Consider the following 20,769-nt stretch of genomic DNA (forward strand, 5'->3'; position numbering starts at 1 on the left):
GGGGTTCACTTTCGATGGCCCGGACGATAGCACGGCAGTTGTTCCAAACGTTCACTTCTTTCATAATGCGTCCCGATGGAAGAGCAGAAGCGAAGCCGCCCCTCGGAAGCGGATCGGGCAACCGATGACCCATGGGGGATCCTCTCCCGGGACGACGACCAGTCGTTCTTCTGCATGCGCATGCTGGGCGAGCGCTACGCGTTCGACGCCTCCCACGCCCTGGAGGTGATCCGCCTGGGCCTGCTGACCCGCCTTCCGGCGTCGCCCTCGTTCCTGCCCGGCGTGTTCAACCACCGGGGGGAGGTGCTGGCGGTCCTGGACCTCGGCCAGCTCATCTCGGACAAGCCGACCTCCTTCGCCCACGGCTCCCGCTCGGTGATCGTGCAGGCCGGCCCGTGGAAGCTGGCGCTCCTGGCGGAGGGGATCGAGGGGCTGATCCGGATCCGCTCGGAGGATCTGGAGCCGCCCCCGAGCGCGGGCTCGTCGACGGCGGAGCTGCTCTCGCAGGTGGGCCACGACGACCGGGGCGCGGTGGCGATCCTCGACCTCCGCCGGGTGGTCGACGCGGCGCGGGCCCGGAGCCTGGCATGATCGCCTCTTCGGCGAGCGCCCCCGAGCTGCTCGTGTTCGAGGTGGACGGCCGGCGCCACGCCGCCCGCGTGGAGCGGATCCGGCGGATCGCGCAGCGCCCCCGCCTCGCCGACCATGGCTGGATCGACGACACGGCCTTGGGCGAGGTGCGAGTCGGGCAGCACGGCCTGGTGGTGGAGCACGAGGCCGGTGAGCGAACTCTCTCGGTGGATCGGGTGGTGGGCCTCCGCAAGGTCGTCGCCGGGTCGATTCACCCCCTGCCCGGCCTGGCCGCGGCGCTGATGGGCACAGAAGGAATCGGCGGCCTCGTGGACGTGGACGAGGAGCTGATCCTCCTCGTGGACGTGCCCGAGCTGCTCAGGAAGGAACCATGAAGACCGAGAAAACGGTGGCGGCCCGAGGGGTCGCGTCGAAGCGCGCCTCAAAGACGACGAAGATCGATGATCTGGCGCGGATCGGCGCCCTCCTGGAGAGCCTCGCGGACGGGACCTACGACGCCCGTCTGGACGAAGGCTCGTTCTCCGACGCAGCGCACCAGAGCCTCGCACTGCTCGCGAACCGGGTGGCCGATCGGGCGACCCAGGAGCTGGCCATCGTCCGGGAGCGCGGCGCGCGGATGCGCGACGGCGTGAACCAGACCGTCGAGGCCTTGATGCGCGTGGTGAACGGCGGAGCGATCACGCAAACCACCGGGATCGTCGTTCAGGAGCCGGCGCTTGCCCCGCTGGTTCAGGGAATCGACCAACTCTTCGGCATGCTCCGGGAGATCACCCTCGAGACCCGCGACGCGGCGCTCCAGGTCTCGGCGAGCTCGGCGGAGGTGCTGGCAGCGGCGACGCAGCAGGAGTCGTCGATGGCGGAGCACGCCAGCGCGGTGCACGAGACCACGGCGACGATGGCGGAGCTGAAGGGCGCGGCGCGGCAGATCGCCGAGAACGCCGGGACGGTGGCCACCGTGGCGGAGCAAACCCTGGTGTCGGCGCGCTCCGGCGAGGGCTCGATCCAGGAGCTGCTCCGCAGCCTCGCCACCATGAACACGAACGCCACGGAGATCCACGAGGGCATGACCCGCCTCGCTCGGCGCGTGGAGCGGATCGGCAGCGTGGTGGAGGTGATCGACGAGATCGCGGACCGCTCGGATCTGCTGGCGCTGAACGCCGCGCTCGAAGGCGCGAAGGCGGGCGATGCCGGCCGCGGCTTCTCGATCGTGGCGGTGGAGATGCGCCGTCTCGCGGAGAACGTCTTCGCGTCGACGAAGGAGATCAAGGAGCTGATCGGAGAGATCCGCGAGGCGGCGGATTCGGCGGCCCAGACCACGACGCGCAACCGGGCGTCGGCGGAGGCGGGCCAGAGCCAGGGCCACGCGGCGATGGGCAGCGTGCAGAAGATCCTCGCCTCGGTGCAGGAGACCAACGACGCGGCCCGGGTGATCCACCTGGCGACGCAGCAGCAGCGAACGGCCACCGAGCAGGTGGTCGCGTCGATGAACGAGGTGGAGGCCGTGACGCGGCAGGCCACCGAGGGCTCCCGCCAGGCATCCTCCGCCGCTGCCGAGCTCGCCGGGCTGGCCGACAGGCTCTCGGCGGTCGTCAGACAGTTCCAAGTGTCCTGATGAGCGCAGAGGAGATCCGGAAGAAGCTCCTGGGCAAGTTCCGGGAGGTGACCGCCGACCGCGTGGAGCGGCTCGAGGCGGCGCTCGTGGCGATCGAGGCGTCGAACGACGCGGAGGCGGCCCGGGAGCTCTCTCGGGAGCTCCACACGCTGAAGGGCGAGGCCCGGATGATGGGCTTCGCCGGCGTGTCCACGCTGGTGCACACGGCGGAGGAGCTGATCGCCTCGGTGGGCGGCGAGCTCCCCTCGCTCGCGGGCGTGCTCCGGCGGGCGTGCGGCTCGATCCCGGCGCTCCTCGAGCTCCCGAGCGACGCCGAGGAGGCGCGCGGCCTCCAGGCGGAGCTCGCGTCGCTGGTCGCGAAGCGATCGAACGAGGCGGCGACCACCCCGGTCGCCGGTGTCGAAGCAGCGCTTCCCGCAGGCGCGTCCGGCCCTCTGGCGCCTTCCGCCTCTCGCGCGGACTCCTCTGCGAAGACCGTCGGCTCGCCGGCGGGAGCGGCCGCGACGCCGGGCCCCGCCACCGGCTCCCCGGCCGAAGCGAGCGCGACCTCCGGTTCCGCTGCAGCCCCTGCCGAGGGAGCGGTCACGAGCTCCGCGGCCAAGAGCGCAGCCCCCACCAACCCGAGCCAGGCGGCGGGCCTCTCCCTCCTCTCCCAGGCCAGCTCGATCCGCGTGGACCTCGACTCGCTCGACGAGATCGCGGGCCTCGCGGGTGACGTGCTCGTGGAGGGCGCCAAGGCGCAGGCGCGCGTCAGCGAGCAGCGGGAGATCCTGGAGGCCTGGCCCCGGCTGGCCGAGAGACTGCTCGCCCTCGCGGAGAAGGGAATCGCCGGCGATGCGCTGGACGACGCCGAGACCGAGTTCCACCGCCTCCGGAACCGCACTTTCCGCTTCTTTCACCATCACACGGAAGCGCTCGGCGGTACCCAGAGCCTGCTCTCCAACCTCGCCGAGAAGATCTCCACGGCCCGCATGACGCCGCTGGACGAGGTGTTCTCCGGCCTCGTGGGCGCCTCGAAGCGGCTCGGCGCCGACCACGGCAAGGAGCTGGAGTGCGTGGTGACCGGCGGTGATACCAGCATCGACCGGGCGATCATCCCCTCCCTCAACGATCCCCTGATCCACCTGCTCCGCAACTCGATCGACCACGGCCTCGAGCTCCGCGAGCAGCGGCTCGCCGCCGGGAAGCCGCCGGTGGGCCGGATCACGATTGCGGCGAAGCCGGATGGCGATCGCCTCCGGGTCGAGGTCTCGGACGACGGGCGCGGGATCGACGCGGGCTTCATCCGCGACGTGGCCCGCAGGCGCGGGATCGTCTCGGACCTCGAGGCGGCCCAGCTCTCGAACCGCGCGGCGATCGATCTGATCTTCGCCGCGGGTTTCAGCACCCTCGACTCGAGCAGCGAGACCTCCGGCCGCGGCGTGGGCCTCGACGTGGTGCGGCAGCGCGTGGTCGCCCTGGGCGGAACGGTGGAGGTCGAGACCCGGCTGGGGATCGGCACGACCTTCATCCTCACCATGCCGCAGTCGCTCTCGATGATGAAGGTGCTCCTCTTCCGCATCGACGACGACGTCTACGGCGTGCCGGCCGGAGACGTGGAGTCGGTCGGGCGGATCGAGCCCGCGAGGGTGACGGAGATCGCCGGCATCCGCGCGATCTCCCACCGCGAGCGGCTGGTGCCGATCGTGGCCCTCGGCCCCCTGCTCTCCCTGAACGGCGGCCCCTCCGGCTCGCGGCCGATGGCGGTCTTCCTCCAGCTCGGCGAACACCGCGTGGCCCTCGCGATCGACGGCATCTTCGGGCAGCGCGAGGTCGCCGTGAAGGCGCCCAGCACCTTCATCAAGGGGATGCCCTTCGTCTCCGGCGGCGCCGCCCTCGAGGACGGCCGCGTCGCCCTGCTGCTCTCCACGCCGGAGCTCGTCACCGCGGCCCGCGCCTTCGGAAACCCGACCTCGTCCACCGCGCGCCGCAGGCTCAAGGTGCTGCTCGTGGACGACAGCCTGATCGCCCGCGAGGCGGAGGCCGCGATCCTTCGCACCTTCGGCCACGAGGTGACCGAGGCGGGCGACGGCGAGGAGGGCTGGCAGAAGCTCCAGTCCGGATCCTTCGACCTGCTGGTGACCGACGTGCAGATGCCGGTGCTCGACGGGATCGAGCTGACCCGGCGGGTCAAGTCGTCCGAGCGGTTCCGCAAGCTACCGGTCGCGATCGTCTCGTCGCTCTCCGCGACGCGCGACAGGCGCCGCGGCGCCGAGGCCGGGGCCGACGCCTTCCTCAGCAAGGGCGACCTCGACGGGGATCTGCTGGCGGAGACGATCGAGCGGCTCTGCGGAGTGGTGGGATGACGCCGCAGCGCAAGGTCCGCGTCCTGGTCGCCGACGATTCGCCGGTGGTCAGGGAGTTCATCGTCCACACGATCTCGGGGTCCCCGGACCTCGAGGTCGTGGCCACCGCCGCCAGCGGCGACGAGGCCGCCGAGCTCACGGTCCGGCTCTCGCCCGACGTGATCACGATGGATCTCCAGATGCCCGGCTCGGACGGCTTCGCGGGGATCGCCCGGGTCATGGCGGAGAAGCCCACGCCGATCCTGGTCCTCTCGTCGAACCGCGAGGAGGTGAAGGGCTTCCGCGCCCTGGACCTGGGCGCCCTCGACCTGATGGAGAAGCCCGTCCCCGAGTCGATGCATCGCTTCGGCGCGGAGCTGACGAGGCGGCTGCGGCTCCTCGCCACCGTGCCCGTGATCCGGCACCTGCGCGGACTCCGAAAGCCGAGCAAGCCGGTGGAGGTGCGGAGGGTCCGCGCCGAGCTGGTGGTGATCGGCGCGTCGCTGGGCGGGCCGAAGGCGCTCGCCGCGCTCCTCGGTGCGCTCCCCGCCGACTTCCCTGTGCCGATCGCGGTGGTCCAGCACATCTCGGGCGGTTTCACCGAGGGCTTCGCCCGCTGGCTATGCCACGAGAGCGGCCTCGACGTGAAGGCCGCGTCGGACGGCGCGGCGCTGGCCCCGGGCCGCGTCTTCATCGGCGCCGACGACTTCCACCTCACGGTGGAGCGGGACTGCGTTCGGCTGGTCGAGGGGCCGGCGGTGAGCGGCTTCAAGCCCTCGGCCACGCCGCTCTTCGCCTCCGCGGCGAGGTCCTTCGGCCCGAAGGCCTGCGGCGTGATCCTCACGGGCATGGGCCGCGACGGCGCCGAGGGGATGCGGGAGCTCAAGCGCGCGGGCGCGCTCACCATCGCCCAGGACGAGGCGACCTGCGCGGTCTTCGGCATGCCCCATGCGGCGATCGAGCTCGGGGCGATCGATCGGGTGCTGCCCCTGGACCGGATCGCGCCGGCGCTGCTGCAGGTGGTGCGATGATCCCGGTAAGCCAGGATCAGCTCGCGTCGCTCGCGTCGATCCTCGAGGATCGGCTGGGCTTCCGCATGGGCGCCGAGCACGACGCCGGCCTGCGAATGGCGCTCTACGAGAGGCTTGGCGCCTCGCCGGCGCCGGAGCAGATCGACGGCTACCTCGAGGCGCTCCGGCAGAGCGAGGGCGAGCTCCGCCGGCTCCTCCCCCTCGTCACAGTGGGAAAGACCTCGTTCTACAGGGACGAGAGGCAGTTCGGCGCGTTTCGCGAGCTGCTGCCGGAGCTGCTGCGGCGGGCGCGCGCTGAGGGGCGGGCGCTCTCGATCTGGTCGGCGGGCTGCGCCACGGGCGAGGAGACCTATACCCTCGCGATGGAGCTGCTCCTCGAAGGGGCGCGGCCGGCGGAGTTGGAGCTCCTCGGCACGGACGTGAACCCCGAGGCCGTGCTCGCCGCGAGGGCGGGCCGCTTCCTCGAGGCGCGCTCGGAGCCGATCCCCACCTCCATCCGGGAGCGCTTCTTCGAGCTCGAGGGCGGCCGCCTCCAGGCCGGTCCGGCCCTCCGGGAGGTCGCGGGCTTCCGCACCCAGAACCTGAGCCGCGATCCGGTCCCGACGCCGGCGTGTGGAGCGTGGGACGTCGTCTTCTGCCGCAACGTCTTCATCTACTTCAGCGTGCCCACCCTGCGGCGCGTGCTGACGAGGCTCCACGACGCGATCCGCCCGGGCGGCTGGCTCTTCCTCGGATATTCGGAGTCGCTCTTCCGGATCTTCGACCGCTTCGAGCTCGTGCGGATCGGCGACTCCTTCCTGTATCGGAAGCCGCTGCCGGTGCCGATCGCGACACCCGGGCCGCCGGTTCAGCTGATCGTGGCGCCGGTCCCGTCTCCTGCTTCGGCTGCGCCTCCCATCCCCGTCGCGGCGCAGATGGTTGCGCCCCCTTCACCCAAAGTTCCCGAAAAGAGCCCCGCCGACTTCCTGGGCCGCGCGGTGGAGCTGATCCGTGAAGGCTTCTTTCCCCCGGCGCTCGCGCTCGTCGACGAGGGGATTGGCGAGCGCCCGGGCGATCTGGCCCTGCTCCTGACCAAGGCGCACCTCCACGTGGCCCTGCGCGACTACGAAGTGGCCACCGGCTGCTACGAGGCCGCCCTCGCCCTGGAGCCGCTCAGCGCTGAGGCCCACCTCTTCCTCGGCGTGCACCTCATGGATCGTGGGGATCTCGAGAGGGCCGCCGCCGAGCTCACCCGCGCCACCTTCCTCGATCCGCACCTCGCCCTGGGCCACTTCTTCACCGGGCGCTGCTGCGAGCGCCTCGCCGATCTCGCCGGTGCGAGGCGCGCGTACAAGAACGCGCTCGCCGAGGCGCGACGATCCCGGGCGAAGTCGCCGTTCATGAGCTATTATCCCGACCTGCCGGATGACGGGGGCATCTCGGTCGCCCGCGCGGCCGAGCTCTCGCTCGCCGCGCTCTAGGCCTAGGAGTCGTCTTTGGAACCCACTCGCAAGATCCTCATCATCGACGACTCCGAGATCAGCCTGGAGATGGAGAAGTTCGTCCTCGAAGCGCGTGGCCACCAGGTGGCCACCGCGATGAACCTCGTCGAGTTCGACAAGAGGCTGAAGGCGTTCCAGCCGGAGCTGATCCTGGTGGACGTGGAGATGCCCGACATCCCGGGGAACGAGCTCGTCCGGATCCTCAAGCAGAGCTGCGAGACCGACCGGATCCCCATCGTGCTCTTCAGCGCGAAGCCCGACGAGGAGCTCGCGCTGCTCGCCGAGCGCTCGGGCGCGGACGGCCACCTCTCCAAGTCGAACGGGATCGAGCGGCTGGGCGAGATGGTGGACGAGCTCGTCCGCTCGATCATCTGGTAGGCGAGTAGAGCAATCCCCACTCCGGCGACACGTGGGGGTAGTCCGGATCCCGCCGCAGGACGAAGAGCTGGCGGTGGAGGAGCTCGTGGCAGAGCGCCGTGTCCTCGAGGCGCGGCGCCGTCTCGAGGACGATCAGATCGTTGTCCGGAAGCCAGCACCCGGCGACCCTCGTATGGGCGGGGATCGCACAGTGCACGTTCGCGTCGTCGACGAACTTCACCGAGGCCCCCTTGCTGTAGTCGAGCTGCACACGCTCCTCGCAGGACGCCACGAGCGACTCCACGCCATCGCGCCCCGGTTGCGTGCCCCAGTCGAAGAGGATCCCGGCCCGCTCCTCCTCTGCTCGGAAGTATCGGTCCTGGCCGCAGGCCGAAATGAGACAGATCGGGAACGCCAAGGCGAGGCAGACGGCGAGGCCCGATTGCAACCGCGATGGGCCCGTCCCAGGATCGCCTCCGTCGCGTCCGGCCCCCGCCCCTCCCTGGGCGGAAATCGAGGGAACCGATGAAGCGGAACGTAGTACGTCCATGGCTTCCCCTCCTGATCATGGGACTTGCTTCAAGTTGTCGATCGACGGCTGTCGCGACCCATCCCCTCGAAGGGGAGGAACGGATCGCGGACCGGGGGGGCAATCCGGCCGGAGGCGGAAGCGACGGGGACGCGCCGAGCTGCGAGATGGTCGACGCGGACTACGGGCCCGACGGGACGGTGCCGGTGAGGGCGGAGACCGTCGTGTCCGGGCTGACGGTCCCGTGGGCCATCGCCTTCCTGCCCGATGGCGCGATGCTAGTGACCGAGCGGATCGGCCGGCTCCGCCTCGTGGAGAAGGGGGAGCTCGTCGAGAAGCCGGTGATGACCGTTCCGTATCCGACGGGGGGCTTCGGAGAGGGCGGCCTCCTCGGCCTGGCGCTACACCCCGACTTCGCGAAGAACCGCCTCTTCTACGTCTACTACTCGTTCGCGAAGGCCGGCGGCATCCGCAACCGGGTCGAGCGATTCCGGCTCTCGGAGGACCATCGGAGCGCCACCACGGATCGGGTGATCCTCGACGACCTCCCCGGCCACCCCTTCCACGACTCCGGGCGGATCCACGTCGGGCCCGACAAGATGCTCTACGTGGGCGTGGGCGACTCCGGGGAGCCGAAGCTCGCGCAGGATCCGAACGCCCGCAACGGCAAGCTCCTTCGGATCAACCTCGACGGCGGCATCCCCGACGACAACCCGGTCCGCGGGAACCCCCTCTTCCTCCTCGGCGTCCGCAACACCGAGGGCTTCGACTGGCTCGACCCGAAGACGTTGATCATCGCGGACCACGGCCCCAGCGGCGACCTCGGGCGCACCGGCCTCGACGAGGTCAACATCGCCCGCAAGGGCGACAACCTCGGGTGGCCGACGATCTCGGGCTGCGCGGTGGAGAAGGGGATGGTCACGCCGGTGCTCTCGTGGAAGCTGGCCGTCCCGCCTGGCGGGCTCGTGATCGACCGCTCCGGCGCGATCCCCCAGTGGAAGGGGAGCGTGATCATGGGCACGCTGGGCTCCCGGCACCTGCACCGCGTCGTGCTGGACTCGAAGCATCGGGTCGAGAAGCACGAGGTCTACTTCCGCGGCGACCCGCCCCAGGGGCTCGGGCGCCTGCGCGAGGTGATCGTGGGACCCGACAACCAGCTCTACGTCACCACGAGCAACTGCGACGGACGCGGCACGTGTCCACCCGACCGGGACAAAATTCTGCGGATCGTCCCGAAGTAGGTCAGGCGGTGCCGGTCGGCGTCGGCGCGGCGTCGAGCTTGCGGGACGAGAGGAGCGCGTCGAAGAGCGCCGGGGCCAGCTCCCGCAGATCGCGGCGGATCGCGGTGCGTTCGCGGTGGCTCCTCGCGCCCTTGTGCGCCACGAGCAGGTCGTACGCGCGGGTTCCGTCGCCGAAGCCCGCGCCGGGAACAGGGTCGAGGGCAGAGAACGGGAGCACGTCCTCGAGGAGGCCGATCGCGGGGAGCCAGATCCGCACGTCGCCCGAGATCTCGAGCTCATCAGCCAGCTCGACGAGCTCGCGTACCTCGTCGTCCGCGATCTGCTCGACCGAGAGGTCCAGCGGCGAGATCCGGAAGGCCCGGCGATAGTTGTCGCGGGCCTCTTCCACCCTGCCCAGCCGGAGCAGGGCGTTGGCCAGGAAGAGCGCGGCAATGCCGTTCGTCGGCGAGGTGGCCAGGGCGGCGTAGAGCGACGCCGCCGCCTCTTCGGGGAGGTCCGCGTCCAATAGATAGGCGCCCACCGGCGCACCCTCGACCGTGGCCGCACGTCCAGGCGCGCCCTCGGCGCTCCTGGCGATCCCGCGGGCCAGATAGCGCCGCACGGCCTGGGTCACCACGGGCGATCCGTCGGTCTCGGCGAGCGCCTTGCGAAAGGCCTCGGCCCAGGCGACCGGTCGATCGCGGGGGAGGTCGGTCTCCACCAGCCGCTCCACCCGCCTGGCGTCCGCGGCGCAGCCGGCGTCGTCCGCATGGCGGTCGGCGAGATGGCGGGCACGATAGGCAGCGTGGTCGAGGCGGCCTTCGGCGATCAGGTCGGCGATGCGACCGCGATCGATCGTGAGGTTCTCGAGGAGGGGATCGCTTGCCATTTCCATCTCACGCCCGAAGCGCGGCCCGGGGGACACCCGATCTACATCAACCCGCCGTCGTGTGCCACTTGCCCACCTTCTCGCCCCTGAGGATCCCCCTGAGGACGATCGCTTGGACGACGGAGGAACCGACGGTAGGCTACGTGCCTGATGACGCCCGCCGCGCGACGCGGACATCGGGAGGGAAGCTCGGTTTGTCACTATTCGTGAAATTCTGGGGCACGAGGGGTTCAATCCCCACGCCCGGCCCCACCACGCACCGCTACGGCGGCAACACGGCCTGCCTCGAGGTGCGCGCCGGCGACGCCCTCTTCATCTGCGACGGAGGGACCGGCCTGCGGGAGCTCGGTCTCGACCTGATCCGCCGCCACCAGGGCACGCCGATCGTCGGCCACATGCTCTTCTCCCATCCCCACTGGGACCACATCCAGGGCTTCCCCTTCTTCACCCCCGCCTACCAGCCCGAGAACGTCTTCCACATCTACGGGACGCCGAAGGGCGATCGCCGCCTCTTCGGGCTCGTGTCGGGGCAGATGCGGTCCGACTACTTCCCCGTGGACTTCTCGGAGCTCTCGGCCCGGATCCTCGCCGAGGACCTCGAAGAGGAGCGCATCGAGGGCGTGAAGGTGCGGGCCCTGCCCCAATGCCACCCCGGCGGCAGCTTCGCCTTCTCCTTCGAAGCCGGCGGGCGCAAGGTCGTCTACGCCACCGACAACGAGCTCGACGAGATCCTCCTGAACCGCGAGGAGAGCTTGCGAGACCTCGAGGCGCCGCGGCGCTTTCCGCAGGAGCTGCTCGACTTCGTCCGGGGCGCCGACCTCCTGGTCGCCGACGGGCAGTACTGCGACGAGGAGTACCCCTCCAAGATCGGCTGGGGTCACCCCCGGGCCACCACCACCGTCGACCTCGCCGCCGCCGCCGGCGTGAAGCAGCTCGCCATCACGCACCACGATCCAATGCAGTCCGACGCCGAAGTCGACGAGAAGATCGCTGCGTGCGTGCGCCGCGCCTCCAGGCTCGCGCCCGGCCTCGTGGTCTTCGGCGCGCGCGAAGGTGCCCAATTCGAGGTGCCGTGAGGTCCATGCCGCCTCCGCAGCGCCGCCCCTCCCAGGGGGATCTGGTGAGAAGCGGCGGCCGAGCGAATCCGCGATTCAATTGCGGAAACAAGCCCTGTTAATCGCACCCATAAGCCCGGAGAGAGCCCTATTCTCACCGGCACTCGCCGAATCGGCGACGGCTTTGGCGGTGGCCTTACCAACACGAACTTCGGCGCGAGAACCGTCACACCACCAACACCAATAGGAACACGGCGCGCGCCACTCCGGAACCGTCCGCCACTTGACCAGCCTCAACAGCCGCAGATTCCTGGCACATGGCGGTCACCGATGCACAAGAAACTCTCCAGTGGGTCCTGAGGTCGGAGTTCGGAGAAGGTTCTCATTTTTCACGGCCTGCTTGTCCGCAAAATCCAGCGCGTCATCCAACAGATCCATGTCCTTCAAATATTCATTGGCTTCCTGGTAGTTATTTCCTTTCCATCCCATCTTCTCCGCAAACCGAACGAAACCCTCCGCATGACCAATCTCATGAGCAAGGATCTGCTCAAGGGTATATTCCTGAGGAATCCCACTCTCATCGCGAAGCATGTTTACCAAGTCCATATTATACCACACTTCAAACCCTCCGTCTTCATTGAGATATGTGTACGCCCCACCGTTCTCAAGCAGAGTCTCGTATTCAGGGTCACCTTCGCCGATCTTTCTAACCTCCACGCCTAGCTTCCTATACTCCTCGTTCTTCCTCATCATCTGTGCTGTTCTAGGATCATCTCGAAGATTTTCGAGTGCGACCGCTGCATCCTTGTCCAACGTATTGACAGTTTGAACGGTCTCGTTGCCCAGGCATACGTTTTCATTATCCAGGCAATACTCAACTGCATCACGCTCATCTACGTACGATTCAGCCTTATCATCATTTTCCAACCACTCTTCATGCGAAGGCTCGTCAGGCTCGTTGCTCCTTGCATGGCGGTCTCAAGTGGTCGACGCAACGAATGTGCTGAATACCTCACCCGGCGTCCTCCAGTCGAGCGTCTGTCTTGGGCGTCCGTTTAGTTGAGCTGCCACCGTATTGAGTTCTCGTCGGGTGTACGCACTGAGGTCCTTGCCCTTGGGGAAGTACTGGCGGAGTAGCCCGTTGGTGTTTTCGTTGCTGCCTCGCTGCCAGGGGCTGTGCGGGTCGCAGAAGTAGACGGAGACGTTCGTCTCAACGGAGAAGCGAGTGTGCTGAGCCATCTCCTTCCCCTGGTCCCACGTGATCGAGCGCCGGAGGCACTCTGGGAGGCGCCGAACTTCGGCGGCGAGCGCCTTGCGGACATCCTCCGCGGTCCTCCCGTTAGGCAAGGGGAACAGCACCACGAAACGGCTCTTGCGCTCGACCAGCGTACCGATCGCCGATTTGCTGTCCTTCCCTATGATCAGATCGCCTTCCCAATGCCCAGGAACCGCGCGGTCTTCGGCTTCCGCCGGCCGTTCGCTGATCATCACCATGTCGCTGATCTTGCCCCTGAGATCGGTGCGCTTGCCCGGGTGCCGCCGGGTTCGTCCCGTCCGAAGGCAGGTGGCGAGTTCCTTCCGGAGAGCCCCGCGGGCCTGCACGAAAAGGGAGCTGTAGATGGTCTCGTGTGACACGCGAAGCTCGGGGGCCTTGGGGTGGTCGACCTTCAGCCTCGCAGCAATTTGCTGCGGCGACCACCGCTGGCGCAGGCCTTCCTCTACCGCCTGGCGAAGCCCGGCGTTCTCCACGAGCTTGAAGGGCTTGGGCCGACGGGCTCGCTGGCGCGCCCCTTTCTCAGCGAGGTGCGCCCGGTACGCCTCACGCCCCCCAGCCGCCCGGACCTCGCGCGATACCGTCGACGGCGCGCGCCCGATCTTCGTGGCGATCTTTCGGAACGACTCGCCGGCTTGGATGCCGCGTGAGACCTCCTCGCGTTCGACCACGGAGAGCCTTGCCTCCGACCGCGTGGGGGCCCGAGGGGCCACGCCGCCTGTCTTACGGAGGAGGCGATGGACCGATTTCGCCGAGCACCCAACCGCCGCCGCGGCGACAGCTAGCGAATCGCCATTTCGGAACCGGCGATGGAGCTCCAGGTGATCGTCGATGGTCAGCCGACTTGCCTTGCTACGAGCCCACATTCCTCGGCACCTCTCAGGCGGAGGGTGCCACAGACGCACCCCGTGGTGCGTTCACCGATTGAGACCGCCGGGAGATGCTGGGAACGGCCAGGTTCCAGCCGAGGCCAAATACCGCGTTTCCGTTTCCCGAGTTATACGAGAGTTCCAGGGACGGGCCAAAGCCCCCGCGCCCCGGAGTGGTTTCGATGGGAACCGAAAAGGAGCCAGTCCCGTTGGCGGGATTAGCGGAAAACTTCTCTCCGATCCCGCGAATCGCGCCGCCGCCCTTTGGTGCGGAGACCGACGGCAGCAACGATGGCTTTTCCTCCTTGCTCTGGCCTGCTCCAGTCGTTGCCCCGCCCCACGAAAATTCCGATTTGTCTCTACTCGAATCGCTCACGGATCCCTCGTTCGAGACATCGCCAAACCGGCGCAAATGTCTCAGCGCAGATATTGAATGGACCCTACAGTCAATCCCGCTTCGTTCGAAGGGCACGAATCGTATCGAATGATGTCAAACGCAGTTCCGGTGGACGTTGGCCGCTCGATCTCCCGTTCTCCACGACCGGATCGTCGGAAACCCGTCCTAGCAGCTTGCTCAAGAACTCGATGGACTCCATCAGGCCGCAACGTCAGCCCATAGTCGGGCTCGGGTGCATCCGTTTGCCCACGGGCACGCCAAAGCCGGCCTTCACGGACGGGATATGCCGGTTCACAGCACTGTCGTACGAAAGCGCGCCCGGCGTGAGCGCCTTGCTCCTCGGCTAGAGCGAGAATCACGACGGTGGGTTCCTGTCGGCGCTCGCGGAGCAGTTCGGCAGCAACTACCACCACGCCGCCCGATAGCGGCGCTATCCTTCGCTCGCCAACTAGGTGGGCTCCTCTTCGTGGTCGCGACCGACATCGAGGTCGCGGTACGGACCTGCCCGGGCACCGGAGCTCCTGAGTTCCACAACGACTTCCGCGTCGAGGCCCGGGGCAGTGCGCGCACTCTCCACCTCCCCGCCCTGTACGCCGATGATCGGCGATGGATCGTCTTCGAGCTGCCGTTCGCGCAGCCGACGGACCCGCGCCACGGACTGACGACGGTGGCAGACGTGGAGGCCTTGAACCGTGGTCCCTGAGCGATCGCCTTGATGCCGAAGCGGCAGCATGCTCCCTTGTGGAAACCTGCCGCCCGAGCTCCTAATCCTATCGCGCCACGTCCATGCCTTTGCCCATTGCAGTAGCTGCGACCGGAGTTTTCGCCATGACCGTACCTCGAGTCGTTGTCGTCGCCGGACTAGCCATCGCCTTCTTCCTGATCGGCTGCCGCACTTCGCCGGCGCCCGAAGATCCCATGCGGCTGGCCGTTGCAAAGGCGAGGGCGAGGGCGAAGGCGACGCGCTCGAACCACGAGTCCTTTATCTCGTCCCTCTGCCCCTACCCGAAAGAGGGCCTCCTTGCAGGTTACGAGTGCTCCTCGATCGCCCGAGACCGAGAACGCTGCCTCGAGTTCTCCCTCGACCGCGAGCGCGCTGCACTCGTCGACCAATCGTACGGCAAGGAATGGCGGGACCTCGACGGCTTGTACGAGGATTGGTTCCGCGCCCGCTGTGGAGTCGACCAGGCACTTCGATGGGTCGATCTCGCCACCCGCGAGTGGTCCGACAGAACCGGGCAGGGCCTTCGGGAGAACCGTTGCGTCCAGCGAATGCTCGAGGAGCGACTCTTCTTCCACGCCTCGCGCGTCGGAAGAATGGACGGCTTCTGGCGGCTGGTCGAGGTTCGTCAGGCGGCTGGAGGTCGGGCGCTCGCCTCGCTCGAGCAGGCCCGTGCGGCGACCGAAAAACCGGCGGTCGTGAAGGCCGATCTCTCTGGTTCCGTGCGACCGGAATCGTGGCGGGAGCTCGTCTATCGGCTGGACGTTGCGCTTGCGCGTCCACCGATCCTGGCGCAGCGCCACTGTGAAATGCTGCGTCTTGAGGGCGATTGCGAGACGAAGTTGACCCTCTATTTCCACTCGATCGGCGAAGACGCGGACGGGCTCGTCGTCTGCAAGTTCTAAGCGTCTTCACGGATATTTGCCGAGATCGAACCGTTCTTTGCTCTAGCAGGTTGCTGTAGAACTCGATGCACTCCAGCCAGCGGCTACGTCGCGAGGGCCCGATCGTGCGCAGTGCGGCATGAGCGCCCGGAGGTCGAGCGAGCCGGAACATGCTGCCGTCAGGCGAGCTCCTGGAGCTCCTGCCAGCGCGCGTAGAGGCGCTCGACCTCGGAGGAGGCGGCGTCCAGCTCGGCCTGGAGCGCGGCGACCTTGGAGGCCTGGCTGAAGACGGCGGGATCCGCGAGCTGCGCCTCGAGGCCGGCCTTCCGCTCCTCGGCTGCCTCGATCGTGGCCTCCATCCCCTCGAGCTCCCGCTGCTCCTTGTAGCCGAGCTTCCGCTTCTGGGCGGGCTTGGCGGCCTCCGGCTTCGGGGCCTCCTTCACCGGGGCCGCGGCGGAGACCTTCTCCGCCTTTGCGCGAGCGGCCTCCGACTGGGCCTTCAGCGAGCGGTAGGTCTCGTAGCTGCCCTCGTAGCGGACCACCTTGCCGTCGCCCTCGAAGGAGAGGATCGACGTGGCGACCTTGTCGAGGAAGTAGCGGTCGTGGGTGACGAGGAGCACGCTGCCGCCGAAGCCGAGGAGGAGCCGCTCGAGGACGTTGAGGGTGACAATGTCGAGGTCGTTGGTGGGCTCGTCGAGCACGAGGACGTTGGCCCCCTCGAGGAAGAGCCTCGCCAGGAGCAGCCGGTTCCGCTCGCCGCCCGAGAGCGCCTTCACCTGCATCCGCTGCATGGGCACGGGGAAGAGCAGGTCCTCCAGGTACTCGCGCAGGTGCTGGCGCCTGTCACCGATCGTGACCCACTCCTCGTCCCACGCCGCCTCGTAGACGGTGAGCTCCGGATCGAGGCGGGCGCGCTGCTGGTCGTAGTAGGCCACGCGCGTGTTCTTCCCGACGATCACCGTGCCCTCGTCGGGCTCGAGCTCCCCGAGGACGGTGCGCAGGAACGTGGTCTTCCCCACGCCGTTGGGGCCGACGATGCCCACCCTCTCGCCGCGCTGGAGGATGAAGTTCACGTCCTTCAGCACGCTGCGATCGCCGAAGCGCTTCCCGACGTGCTCGGCCTCGATCACGACGCCGCCCAGGCGCGGCGCGGAGAGGATCTGGAGGTCCGCCACCTTCGGCCGGACGAAGCCCTTCTCGGCCATGAGCTTCTGGGCCCGGTCGATGCGCGACTTGCTCTTGGTGCGGCGGGCCTCCACGCCCTGCCGCAGCCAGGCGACCTCCTGTGCGATCCACCGCTCCCGCTTGTGCTGGGCCAGCTCCGCCTGCTCGAGCGCGACCATCTTCTGCTCGACGTAGGCCTGGTAGTTACCGGGGTAGGAGGTGAGGCCCTTGCCGGGCTCGATCTCGACGATCCGATCGACGAGATCGTCGAGGAAGTAGCGGTCGTGGGTGACGAGGAGGAGCGAGCCGGGGAGCTGATCGAGCGCGTCCTCGAGCCAGTCGACGGTGTCGGCGTCGAGGTGGTTGGTCGGCTCGTCGAGGAGGAGGAGATCCGGCCGCGCGAGCAGGGCCCTGGCGATGGCGACGCGCTTGCGCAGGCCGCCGGAGAGCTCGGAGATCGGCCGCTCCCAGTCCTTGACGCCGAGGCGGTCCAGGAGCGTGCGGGCCTCGTGTTCGCTGTCCCAGCCTCCCAGGCGATCCACCCGATCGGCGAGCTCGGCGAGGCGGGCGAGCAGCTTCTCCTGCTCGGCGGCGGGTGCCACGGCCAGGCGGCGGGAGAGCTCCTGGTGGGCCTCGATGGCCTCGCGCAGGCCCGGCCGCGCCACGGAGAGCTCGGAGGCTACGGTGGCGCCCTCGAGAAAGGTCGGCTCCTGGGGGAGGTAGACCACCCTCGTGCCGCGCTGGAGCTGGAGCTCGCCATTGTCCGGAGGCTGGGCCCCAGCGAGGAGCTTCATCAGCGTGGACTTGCCGGAGCCGTTCACGCCAACCAAGCCGACGCGCTCTCCTTCCTCGATGGTGAAGGTGAGGTCGTCGAAGAGGGTCCGGCTGCCGAAGGAGAGGCCGATGCCGGCCGCGCGAAGGAGGGTCACGGCCGCCAGATCGCCCGGAACCGGCCCGGTTTGCAAGCCCACGAATCGCCGGGGGGCCGTTGCCGACCTCGGGAGCGCCATGAAAGAATCCCCGTCGCTTCCCGAAAAGTCTCTTCAGTCCGTCGGAGGTCGTTGGCCATGGCTCGACGTCTGGGTGTGTGGATGTTCTCGTTCGCGCTCTTCATCGGCTGCGGAGGGTCGGATCCGGCGGATCCCGATCACTCGGGCGAGACGAGCTGCGAAGCGGCCTGCGACGCAAACGCCGCGTGCGTCAATGCACAGTGCGTCTGCAACGCCGGTTACCGGGGCAACGGCACGACCTGCGAGGACATCGATGAGTGCGCTACGGGCGTCGCGGTCTGCTCCGCCCAGGCCGAGTGCACGAACACGCCGGGCAGCTACGAGTGCACCTGCAAGCCGGGATTCGTCGGCGACGGGAAGAGCTGCACGCTGGCCAACCCCTGCCAGGACGGCACCGCCGAGTGTTCGCCGGACGCGACCTGCTCCCTCAGTGGGGGCAGCTACGTCTGCACCTGCAAGGCGGGCTACGCCGGAGACGGCAAGACCTGCGAGGACGTAGACGAGTGCGCCCTCGGCACCCACGACTGCTCGCCTCGCGCCACGTGCACCAACACGACGGGCAGCTTCGAGTGCGCGTGCAATCCGGGCTTCCAGGGCGACGGCAAGGTCTGCGACGACGTCGACGAGTGCGCGGAAGGCACCGCCGATTGCTCGCTCTTTGCGATCTGCATCAACGAGGTGGGCGGCTTCCGCTGCGTGTGCGGGATCGGCTTCGAGGGCGATGGCTTCACCTGCGAGGATCGGGACGAGTGCGCGGACGGCTCGGCACAATGCTCGCCGGATGCGATCTGCACCAACACCCTCGGGAGCTACGAGTGCGCTTGCCCCCAGGGATTCACGGGCAACGGGCGGGTCTGCACCGACATCGACGAGTGCCGCAACGGCACCGCCCATTGCTCCGACGACGCGACCTGCACCAACACGCCCGGCAGCTTCGAGTGCGCCTGCAAGCCCGGCTACGAGGGCGATGGCTTCGACTGCGCCGACATCGACGAGTGCGACCTCGGCCTCGCGGGATGCTCGCCCGACGCGACCTGCGCGAATACGCCGGGCAGCTTCACCTGCACCTGCAACGAGGGCTTCGCTGGCGACGGCGTCACCTGCCTCGCCGATTTCTGCTCGGACAATCCGGCGGCCTGCACCGCGCCGAACGCGCACTGCGAGAACGTCCCCGGCGGCTTCGTTTGCGCGTGCGATCGGGGCTATGCCGGCGACGGCTTCACCTGCGCGGACGTGAACGAGTGCGCCAACGGGACCCACCGCTGCTCGCCCCACGCCACCTGCACGAACACGCCCGGCAGCTACACCTGCGCGTGCGGGACGGGCTACACGGGCGACGGCTTCATGTGCAACCGCACGGACTGCCCGCTGCGGCTGGAGTGGAACGGCTGCGGCGGCTGCATCGGCGACGTCTCCACGGGAGACAGCGACGGCGACGGGGTCTGCGACTCCGACGACATGTGCGTCGGCGACGACGCCGCGCCCACCTGCCCCAACCTCCCCGTCCGCGGCTCCGTCGGCGGCACCGATCGCGGCTGGTTCGACTGCCCGGCGGACGCCGTGGCCGTGGGCCTCGAGCTCCAGGACGTGTCCGGCAACCTCCGGGGGATGAGGCTGATCTGCAAGAGCGGCACGGGGAACGAGACGCGGGTGGGCTACTTCGGCTCCGGCTCTCCGGACAACCCGGGCCCGGTCTACGAGAAGCGCTGCGACGACGCCGCCCACCCCGCCGGGCGCCTGGCCGGCCAGGTGATCTCCACCGACGCGCAGGACGAGTACGTGCAGGGTGCCGGAGCGATCTGCCGCGAGGGGAACGGGCCGGCCTGGATCCTGGAGCCGGGGATCGCCGGTTCCCACCGCTACTACAACCCGTGCGTGGGCGCGGGGAAGGTCGTCACGAGCGTGCGCATCCGGGCGGGCTGGTGGACCGACTCCATCCAGATGAAGTGTGAGGTTCGCTAGGGCCTAACGCGACTCGAGGAAGCGCAGGACCCGCTCGTTGAAGTCGTCGGGCCGGGCGAGGTTGATCCCGTGCGGCGCGCCATCGAAGAGCTCGAGGGTCGCGCCGGGGATCGCCCGGACCAGCTCGTCGAAGCGCTTCGCCTCGAAGATCGCGTCGTTGGTGCCGCCGATCACCAGCGTCCGCGCCACGAGCTGCGAGAGCCGGCTGCGGGCGTCGTGGCTGAAGCAGGCCGCGAGCTGTCCCGCTGCCCCGGCGGCGGGGAAGCCGCCGGAGAAGGCCTGCCCCATCAGGCGCCGCAGGGTCGCCTCCTCCGTGCCGCCCGGGGACGCCGAGAAGACCAGCGGCAGCCAGATCCGCACGAGCTCCTCCTGAACGGCTGCCGCCCGCTCCTGGAGGCTCCCGCTCGCCCGCACCGCGGCGGCGCCGATCCGCGCGGCGATCCGGCCCATCGTCCACCGCATCCTGGCGTCGGCGGCCGGCGTGGTCGAGGCGAGCACGAGCGAGCGGACCCTCCCGGGATGCCGGGCGGCCAGCTCCATGGCCGCCATGCCGCCCATCGAGAGGCCGACCACGTGGGCCTTGTCCACGCCGAGGTGGTCGAGGAGGCCGCGCGCGTCCTCGGCGAGCTGCCCGACGGTGTAGCGACCGACCGGCTTGTCGCTGCCGCCGACGCCGCGGTTGTCGAAGCGGATCACGCGGTAGCGGTTCGAGAGCGCTGGGAGCTGCGGATCCCAGCCTTCGAGAGGCGCGCCCAGTCCCATCACGAGCAGCACGGGCTCGCCCTCGCCGTGCTCGTGGAAGTGCACCCAGATCCCGTTGACGTGCGCATGGGCCATCGGGAAATGGATAGCGCCTGTACGGGAAAGGAACAGCCGGCCCTTCAGGGTGGCGCGGCGCCGTCCGACCGGACGAGCTGGATCCGGTCGCCCACCACCTTGGCGCTCGGCTTGCCCGTCTCGTCGACGCCCAGGACGCGGAGGAGATGGCCGCCCGGCGGCACGTCCAGCTCCACGACGAGGTCGGCGGACTGGAGCACGAGGCGTTCGTCGAGGAAGTAGCCCACGCTGAAATCCCGGGGCTCGTCGAGGGCCACGCCCATCCCCGTGAGCGCGACCTCGACGTGGGCCTGCCCGCCCACCTGGGCGCCGTGCCGGGGAGCGATGATCGTCAGCATCCAGCGGGGCGTGTCCAGGCCCGACGAGCCGGTCGAGTCACCTCCGCCGCAGCCCGCGATCGCCAACGCGACCGACAAGGCGATCGCCAACAGCACCGCGCGTGCCATCCTCGCCTCCCCCCATCTCCAAGCAGACGATCGGCACGGCCGGCCCGGCGCGCGATCCCTCGCATTGGTCCTGACGGTTGCCTGGCGAGCGGGGGGAAGAGTACGGTGCGGCCGCCC

At 68.9% G+C, this 20,769-nt stretch carries 20 protein-coding genes; 12 read left to right on the top strand and 8 right to left on the bottom strand.

The features are described 5' to 3' along the window. Window positions 1–75: 75 nt before the first annotated feature. Genes AKJ08_RS13680 through AKJ08_RS13710 form a run of 7 tightly spaced genes read left to right on the top strand, consistent with a single transcriptional unit; the run spans window position 76 to window position 7,417 of the window. Window positions 76–591: a chemotaxis protein CheW gene (locus AKJ08_RS13680; RefSeq protein ID WP_082343172.1), complete on the top strand. Its 516-nt coding sequence runs from the start codon at window positions 76–78 to the stop codon at window positions 589–591. Next, a complete protein-coding gene (locus tag AKJ08_RS13685; RefSeq protein ID WP_050726579.1) occupies window positions 588–965 on the top strand; it encodes a chemotaxis protein CheW in 378 nt (125 codons plus the stop codon). Before AKJ08_RS13680 ends, AKJ08_RS13685 begins: the two co-directional genes overlap by 4 nt. Then, complete coding sequence (locus tag AKJ08_RS13690) at window positions 962–2,203, top strand: methyl-accepting chemotaxis protein (protein WP_050726580.1); 1,242 nt, start codon at window positions 962–964, stop codon at window positions 2,201–2,203. The genes AKJ08_RS13685 and AKJ08_RS13690 overlap by 4 nt, the downstream gene beginning before the upstream one ends. Next, the gene (locus AKJ08_RS13695; RefSeq protein WP_050726581.1) at window positions 2,203–4,548 is read left to right on the top strand and encodes a hybrid sensor histidine kinase/response regulator; all 2,346 of its coding nucleotides are present in this window, start codon (window positions 2,203–2,205) and stop codon (window positions 4,546–4,548) included. The genes AKJ08_RS13690 and AKJ08_RS13695 overlap by 1 nt, the downstream gene beginning before the upstream one ends. After that, entirely contained in the window at window positions 4,545–5,558 is a 1,014-nt protein-coding gene (gene cheB, locus AKJ08_RS13700) for a chemotaxis-specific protein-glutamate methyltransferase CheB (RefSeq protein WP_050726582.1), read from the top strand. Before AKJ08_RS13695 ends, cheB begins: the two co-directional genes overlap by 4 nt. Next, window positions 5,555–7,018, top strand: a complete 1,464-nt coding sequence (locus AKJ08_RS13705) for a CheR family methyltransferase (RefSeq protein WP_050726583.1) — start codon at window positions 5,555–5,557, stop codon at window positions 7,016–7,018. The genes cheB and AKJ08_RS13705 overlap by 4 nt, the downstream gene beginning before the upstream one ends. A gap of 15 nt (window positions 7,019–7,033) precedes the next feature. Further along, window positions 7,034–7,417: a response regulator gene (locus AKJ08_RS13710; protein ID WP_082343173.1), complete on the top strand. Its 384-nt coding sequence runs from the start codon at window positions 7,034–7,036 to the stop codon at window positions 7,415–7,417. Here AKJ08_RS13710 and AKJ08_RS13715 read toward each other — a convergent pair. Further along, window positions 7,407–7,946 carry a hypothetical protein gene (locus AKJ08_RS13715; protein ID WP_157370684.1) on the bottom strand — a complete coding sequence of 180 codons (540 nt, stop codon included), beginning with the start codon at window positions 7,944–7,946 and terminating at the stop codon, window positions 7,407–7,409. The two genes, AKJ08_RS13710 and AKJ08_RS13715, sit on opposite strands and share 11 nt — an antisense overlap. Window positions 7,947–8,092: 146 nt before the next feature. On the opposite strand from AKJ08_RS13715, the gene AKJ08_RS13720 reads away from it, so the two are divergent. Continuing rightward, window positions 8,093–9,166, top strand: a complete 1,074-nt coding sequence (locus tag AKJ08_RS13720) for a PQQ-dependent sugar dehydrogenase (RefSeq protein ID WP_205624725.1) — start codon at window positions 8,093–8,095, stop codon at window positions 9,164–9,166. 1 nt (window position 9,167) lies between these two features. Here the strand turns inward: AKJ08_RS13720 and AKJ08_RS13725 are convergent, their stop codons facing one another. Continuing rightward, on the bottom strand, window positions 9,168–10,034 hold the full coding sequence (locus AKJ08_RS13725) for a tetratricopeptide repeat protein (RefSeq protein ID WP_050726585.1): 867 nt from the start codon (window positions 10,032–10,034) through the stop codon (window positions 9,168–9,170). 206 nt (window positions 10,035–10,240) lie between these two features. On the opposite strand from AKJ08_RS13725, the gene AKJ08_RS13730 reads away from it, so the two are divergent. Beyond that, a complete protein-coding gene (locus AKJ08_RS13730) occupies window positions 10,241–11,110 on the top strand; it encodes an MBL fold metallo-hydrolase (RefSeq protein WP_050726586.1) in 870 nt (289 codons plus the stop codon). A gap of 303 nt (window positions 11,111–11,413) precedes the next feature. Here the strand turns inward: AKJ08_RS13730 and AKJ08_RS13735 are convergent, their stop codons facing one another. The 3 genes from AKJ08_RS13735 to AKJ08_RS20935 are packed head-to-tail and all read right to left on the bottom strand — an operon-like array spanning window position 11,414 to window position 13,703. Continuing rightward, window positions 11,414–12,016, bottom strand: a complete 603-nt coding sequence (locus tag AKJ08_RS13735) for a hypothetical protein (RefSeq protein ID WP_157370686.1) — start codon at window positions 12,014–12,016, stop codon at window positions 11,414–11,416. Between the two features lie 51 nt (window positions 12,017–12,067). Beyond that, complete coding sequence (locus tag AKJ08_RS13740) at window positions 12,068–13,228, bottom strand: IS30 family transposase (protein ID WP_082342944.1); 1,161 nt, start codon at window positions 13,226–13,228, stop codon at window positions 12,068–12,070. Window positions 13,229–13,241: 13 nt separating this feature from the next. Then, window positions 13,242–13,703 carry a SpvB/TcaC N-terminal domain-containing protein gene (locus AKJ08_RS20935; RefSeq protein ID WP_420806370.1) on the bottom strand — a complete coding sequence of 154 codons (462 nt, stop codon included), beginning with the start codon at window positions 13,701–13,703 and terminating at the stop codon, window positions 13,242–13,244. A gap of 391 nt (window positions 13,704–14,094) precedes the next feature. Between AKJ08_RS20935 and AKJ08_RS13745 the strand changes: the two genes are divergently transcribed. Together AKJ08_RS13745 and AKJ08_RS19405 are read left to right on the top strand one after the other, a co-directional pair. Continuing rightward, the gene (locus AKJ08_RS13745; RefSeq protein WP_050726588.1) at window positions 14,095–14,331 is read left to right on the top strand and encodes a hypothetical protein; all 237 of its coding nucleotides are present in this window, start codon (window positions 14,095–14,097) and stop codon (window positions 14,329–14,331) included. Between the two features lie 614 nt (window positions 14,332–14,945). Beyond that, the gene (locus tag AKJ08_RS19405) at window positions 14,946–15,254 is read left to right on the top strand and encodes a hypothetical protein (protein ID WP_157370687.1); all 309 of its coding nucleotides are present in this window, start codon (window positions 14,946–14,948) and stop codon (window positions 15,252–15,254) included. 158 nt (window positions 15,255–15,412) lie between these two features. Here the strand turns inward: AKJ08_RS19405 and AKJ08_RS13755 are convergent, their stop codons facing one another. Beyond that, window positions 15,413–17,326 (bottom strand): ABC-F family ATP-binding cassette domain-containing protein, encoded by a 1,914-nt coding sequence (locus AKJ08_RS13755; RefSeq protein ID WP_050727588.1) that lies wholly within the window; start codon window positions 17,324–17,326, stop codon window positions 15,413–15,415. Window positions 17,327–17,464: 138 nt separating this feature from the next. Between AKJ08_RS13755 and AKJ08_RS20440 the strand changes: the two genes are divergently transcribed. Then, on the top strand, window positions 17,465–19,369 hold the full coding sequence (locus AKJ08_RS20440) for a calcium-binding EGF-like domain-containing protein (protein WP_082343179.1): 1,905 nt from the start codon (window positions 17,465–17,467) through the stop codon (window positions 19,367–19,369). A 3-nt stretch (window positions 19,370–19,372) separates the two neighbouring features. On the opposite strand, the gene AKJ08_RS13765 is transcribed toward AKJ08_RS20440, so the two are convergent. Together AKJ08_RS13765 and AKJ08_RS13770 are read right to left on the bottom strand one after the other, a co-directional pair. Next, window positions 19,373–20,206: an alpha/beta fold hydrolase gene (locus tag AKJ08_RS13765; protein WP_050726591.1), complete on the bottom strand. Its 834-nt coding sequence runs from the start codon at window positions 20,204–20,206 to the stop codon at window positions 19,373–19,375. Between the two features lie 44 nt (window positions 20,207–20,250). After that, window positions 20,251–20,652, bottom strand: a complete 402-nt coding sequence (locus tag AKJ08_RS13770) for a hypothetical protein (RefSeq protein WP_050726592.1) — start codon at window positions 20,650–20,652, stop codon at window positions 20,251–20,253. Window positions 20,653–20,769 lie beyond the last annotated feature (117 nt).

The sequence above is a fragment of the Vulgatibacter incomptus genome (assembly GCF_001263175.1).
GTDB classification, from domain to species: domain Bacteria; phylum Myxococcota; class Myxococcia; order Myxococcales; family Vulgatibacteraceae; genus Vulgatibacter; species Vulgatibacter incomptus.

Coding starts and splice junctions, on each gene's coding strand:
- AKJ08_RS13680 (WP_082343172.1), top strand. CDS start 76: ATGGAAGAGCAGAAGCGAAGCCGCCCCTCGGAAGCGGATCGGGCAACC.
- AKJ08_RS13685 (WP_050726579.1), top strand. CDS start 588: ATGATCGCCTCTTCGGCGAGCGCCCCCGAGCTGCTCGTGTTCGAGGTG.
- AKJ08_RS13690 (WP_050726580.1), top strand. CDS start 962: ATGAAGACCGAGAAAACGGTGGCGGCCCGAGGGGTCGCGTCGAAGCGC.
- AKJ08_RS13695 (WP_050726581.1), top strand. CDS start 2,203: ATGAGCGCAGAGGAGATCCGGAAGAAGCTCCTGGGCAAGTTCCGGGAG.
- cheB (WP_050726582.1), top strand. CDS start 4,545: ATGACGCCGCAGCGCAAGGTCCGCGTCCTGGTCGCCGACGATTCGCCG.
- AKJ08_RS13705 (WP_050726583.1), top strand. CDS start 5,555: ATGATCCCGGTAAGCCAGGATCAGCTCGCGTCGCTCGCGTCGATCCTC.
- AKJ08_RS13715 (WP_157370684.1), bottom strand. CDS start 7,946: ATGGACGTACTACGTTCCGCTTCATCGGTTCCCTCGATTTCCGCCCAG.
- AKJ08_RS13720 (WP_205624725.1), top strand. CDS start 8,093: ATGGTCGACGCGGACTACGGGCCCGACGGGACGGTGCCGGTGAGGGCG.
- AKJ08_RS13725 (WP_050726585.1), bottom strand. CDS start 10,034: ATGGCAAGCGATCCCCTCCTCGAGAACCTCACGATCGATCGCGGTCGC.
- AKJ08_RS13740 (WP_082342944.1), bottom strand. CDS start 13,228: ATGTGGGCTCGTAGCAAGGCAAGTCGGCTGACCATCGACGATCACCTG.
- AKJ08_RS19405 (WP_157370687.1), top strand. CDS start 14,946: ATGGACGGCTTCTGGCGGCTGGTCGAGGTTCGTCAGGCGGCTGGAGGT.
- AKJ08_RS20440 (WP_082343179.1), top strand. CDS start 17,465: ATGGCTCGACGTCTGGGTGTGTGGATGTTCTCGTTCGCGCTCTTCATC.
- AKJ08_RS13765 (WP_050726591.1), bottom strand. CDS start 20,206: ATGGCCCATGCGCACGTCAACGGGATCTGGGTGCACTTCCACGAGCAC.
- AKJ08_RS13770 (WP_050726592.1), bottom strand. CDS start 20,652: ATGGCACGCGCGGTGCTGTTGGCGATCGCCTTGTCGGTCGCGTTGGCG.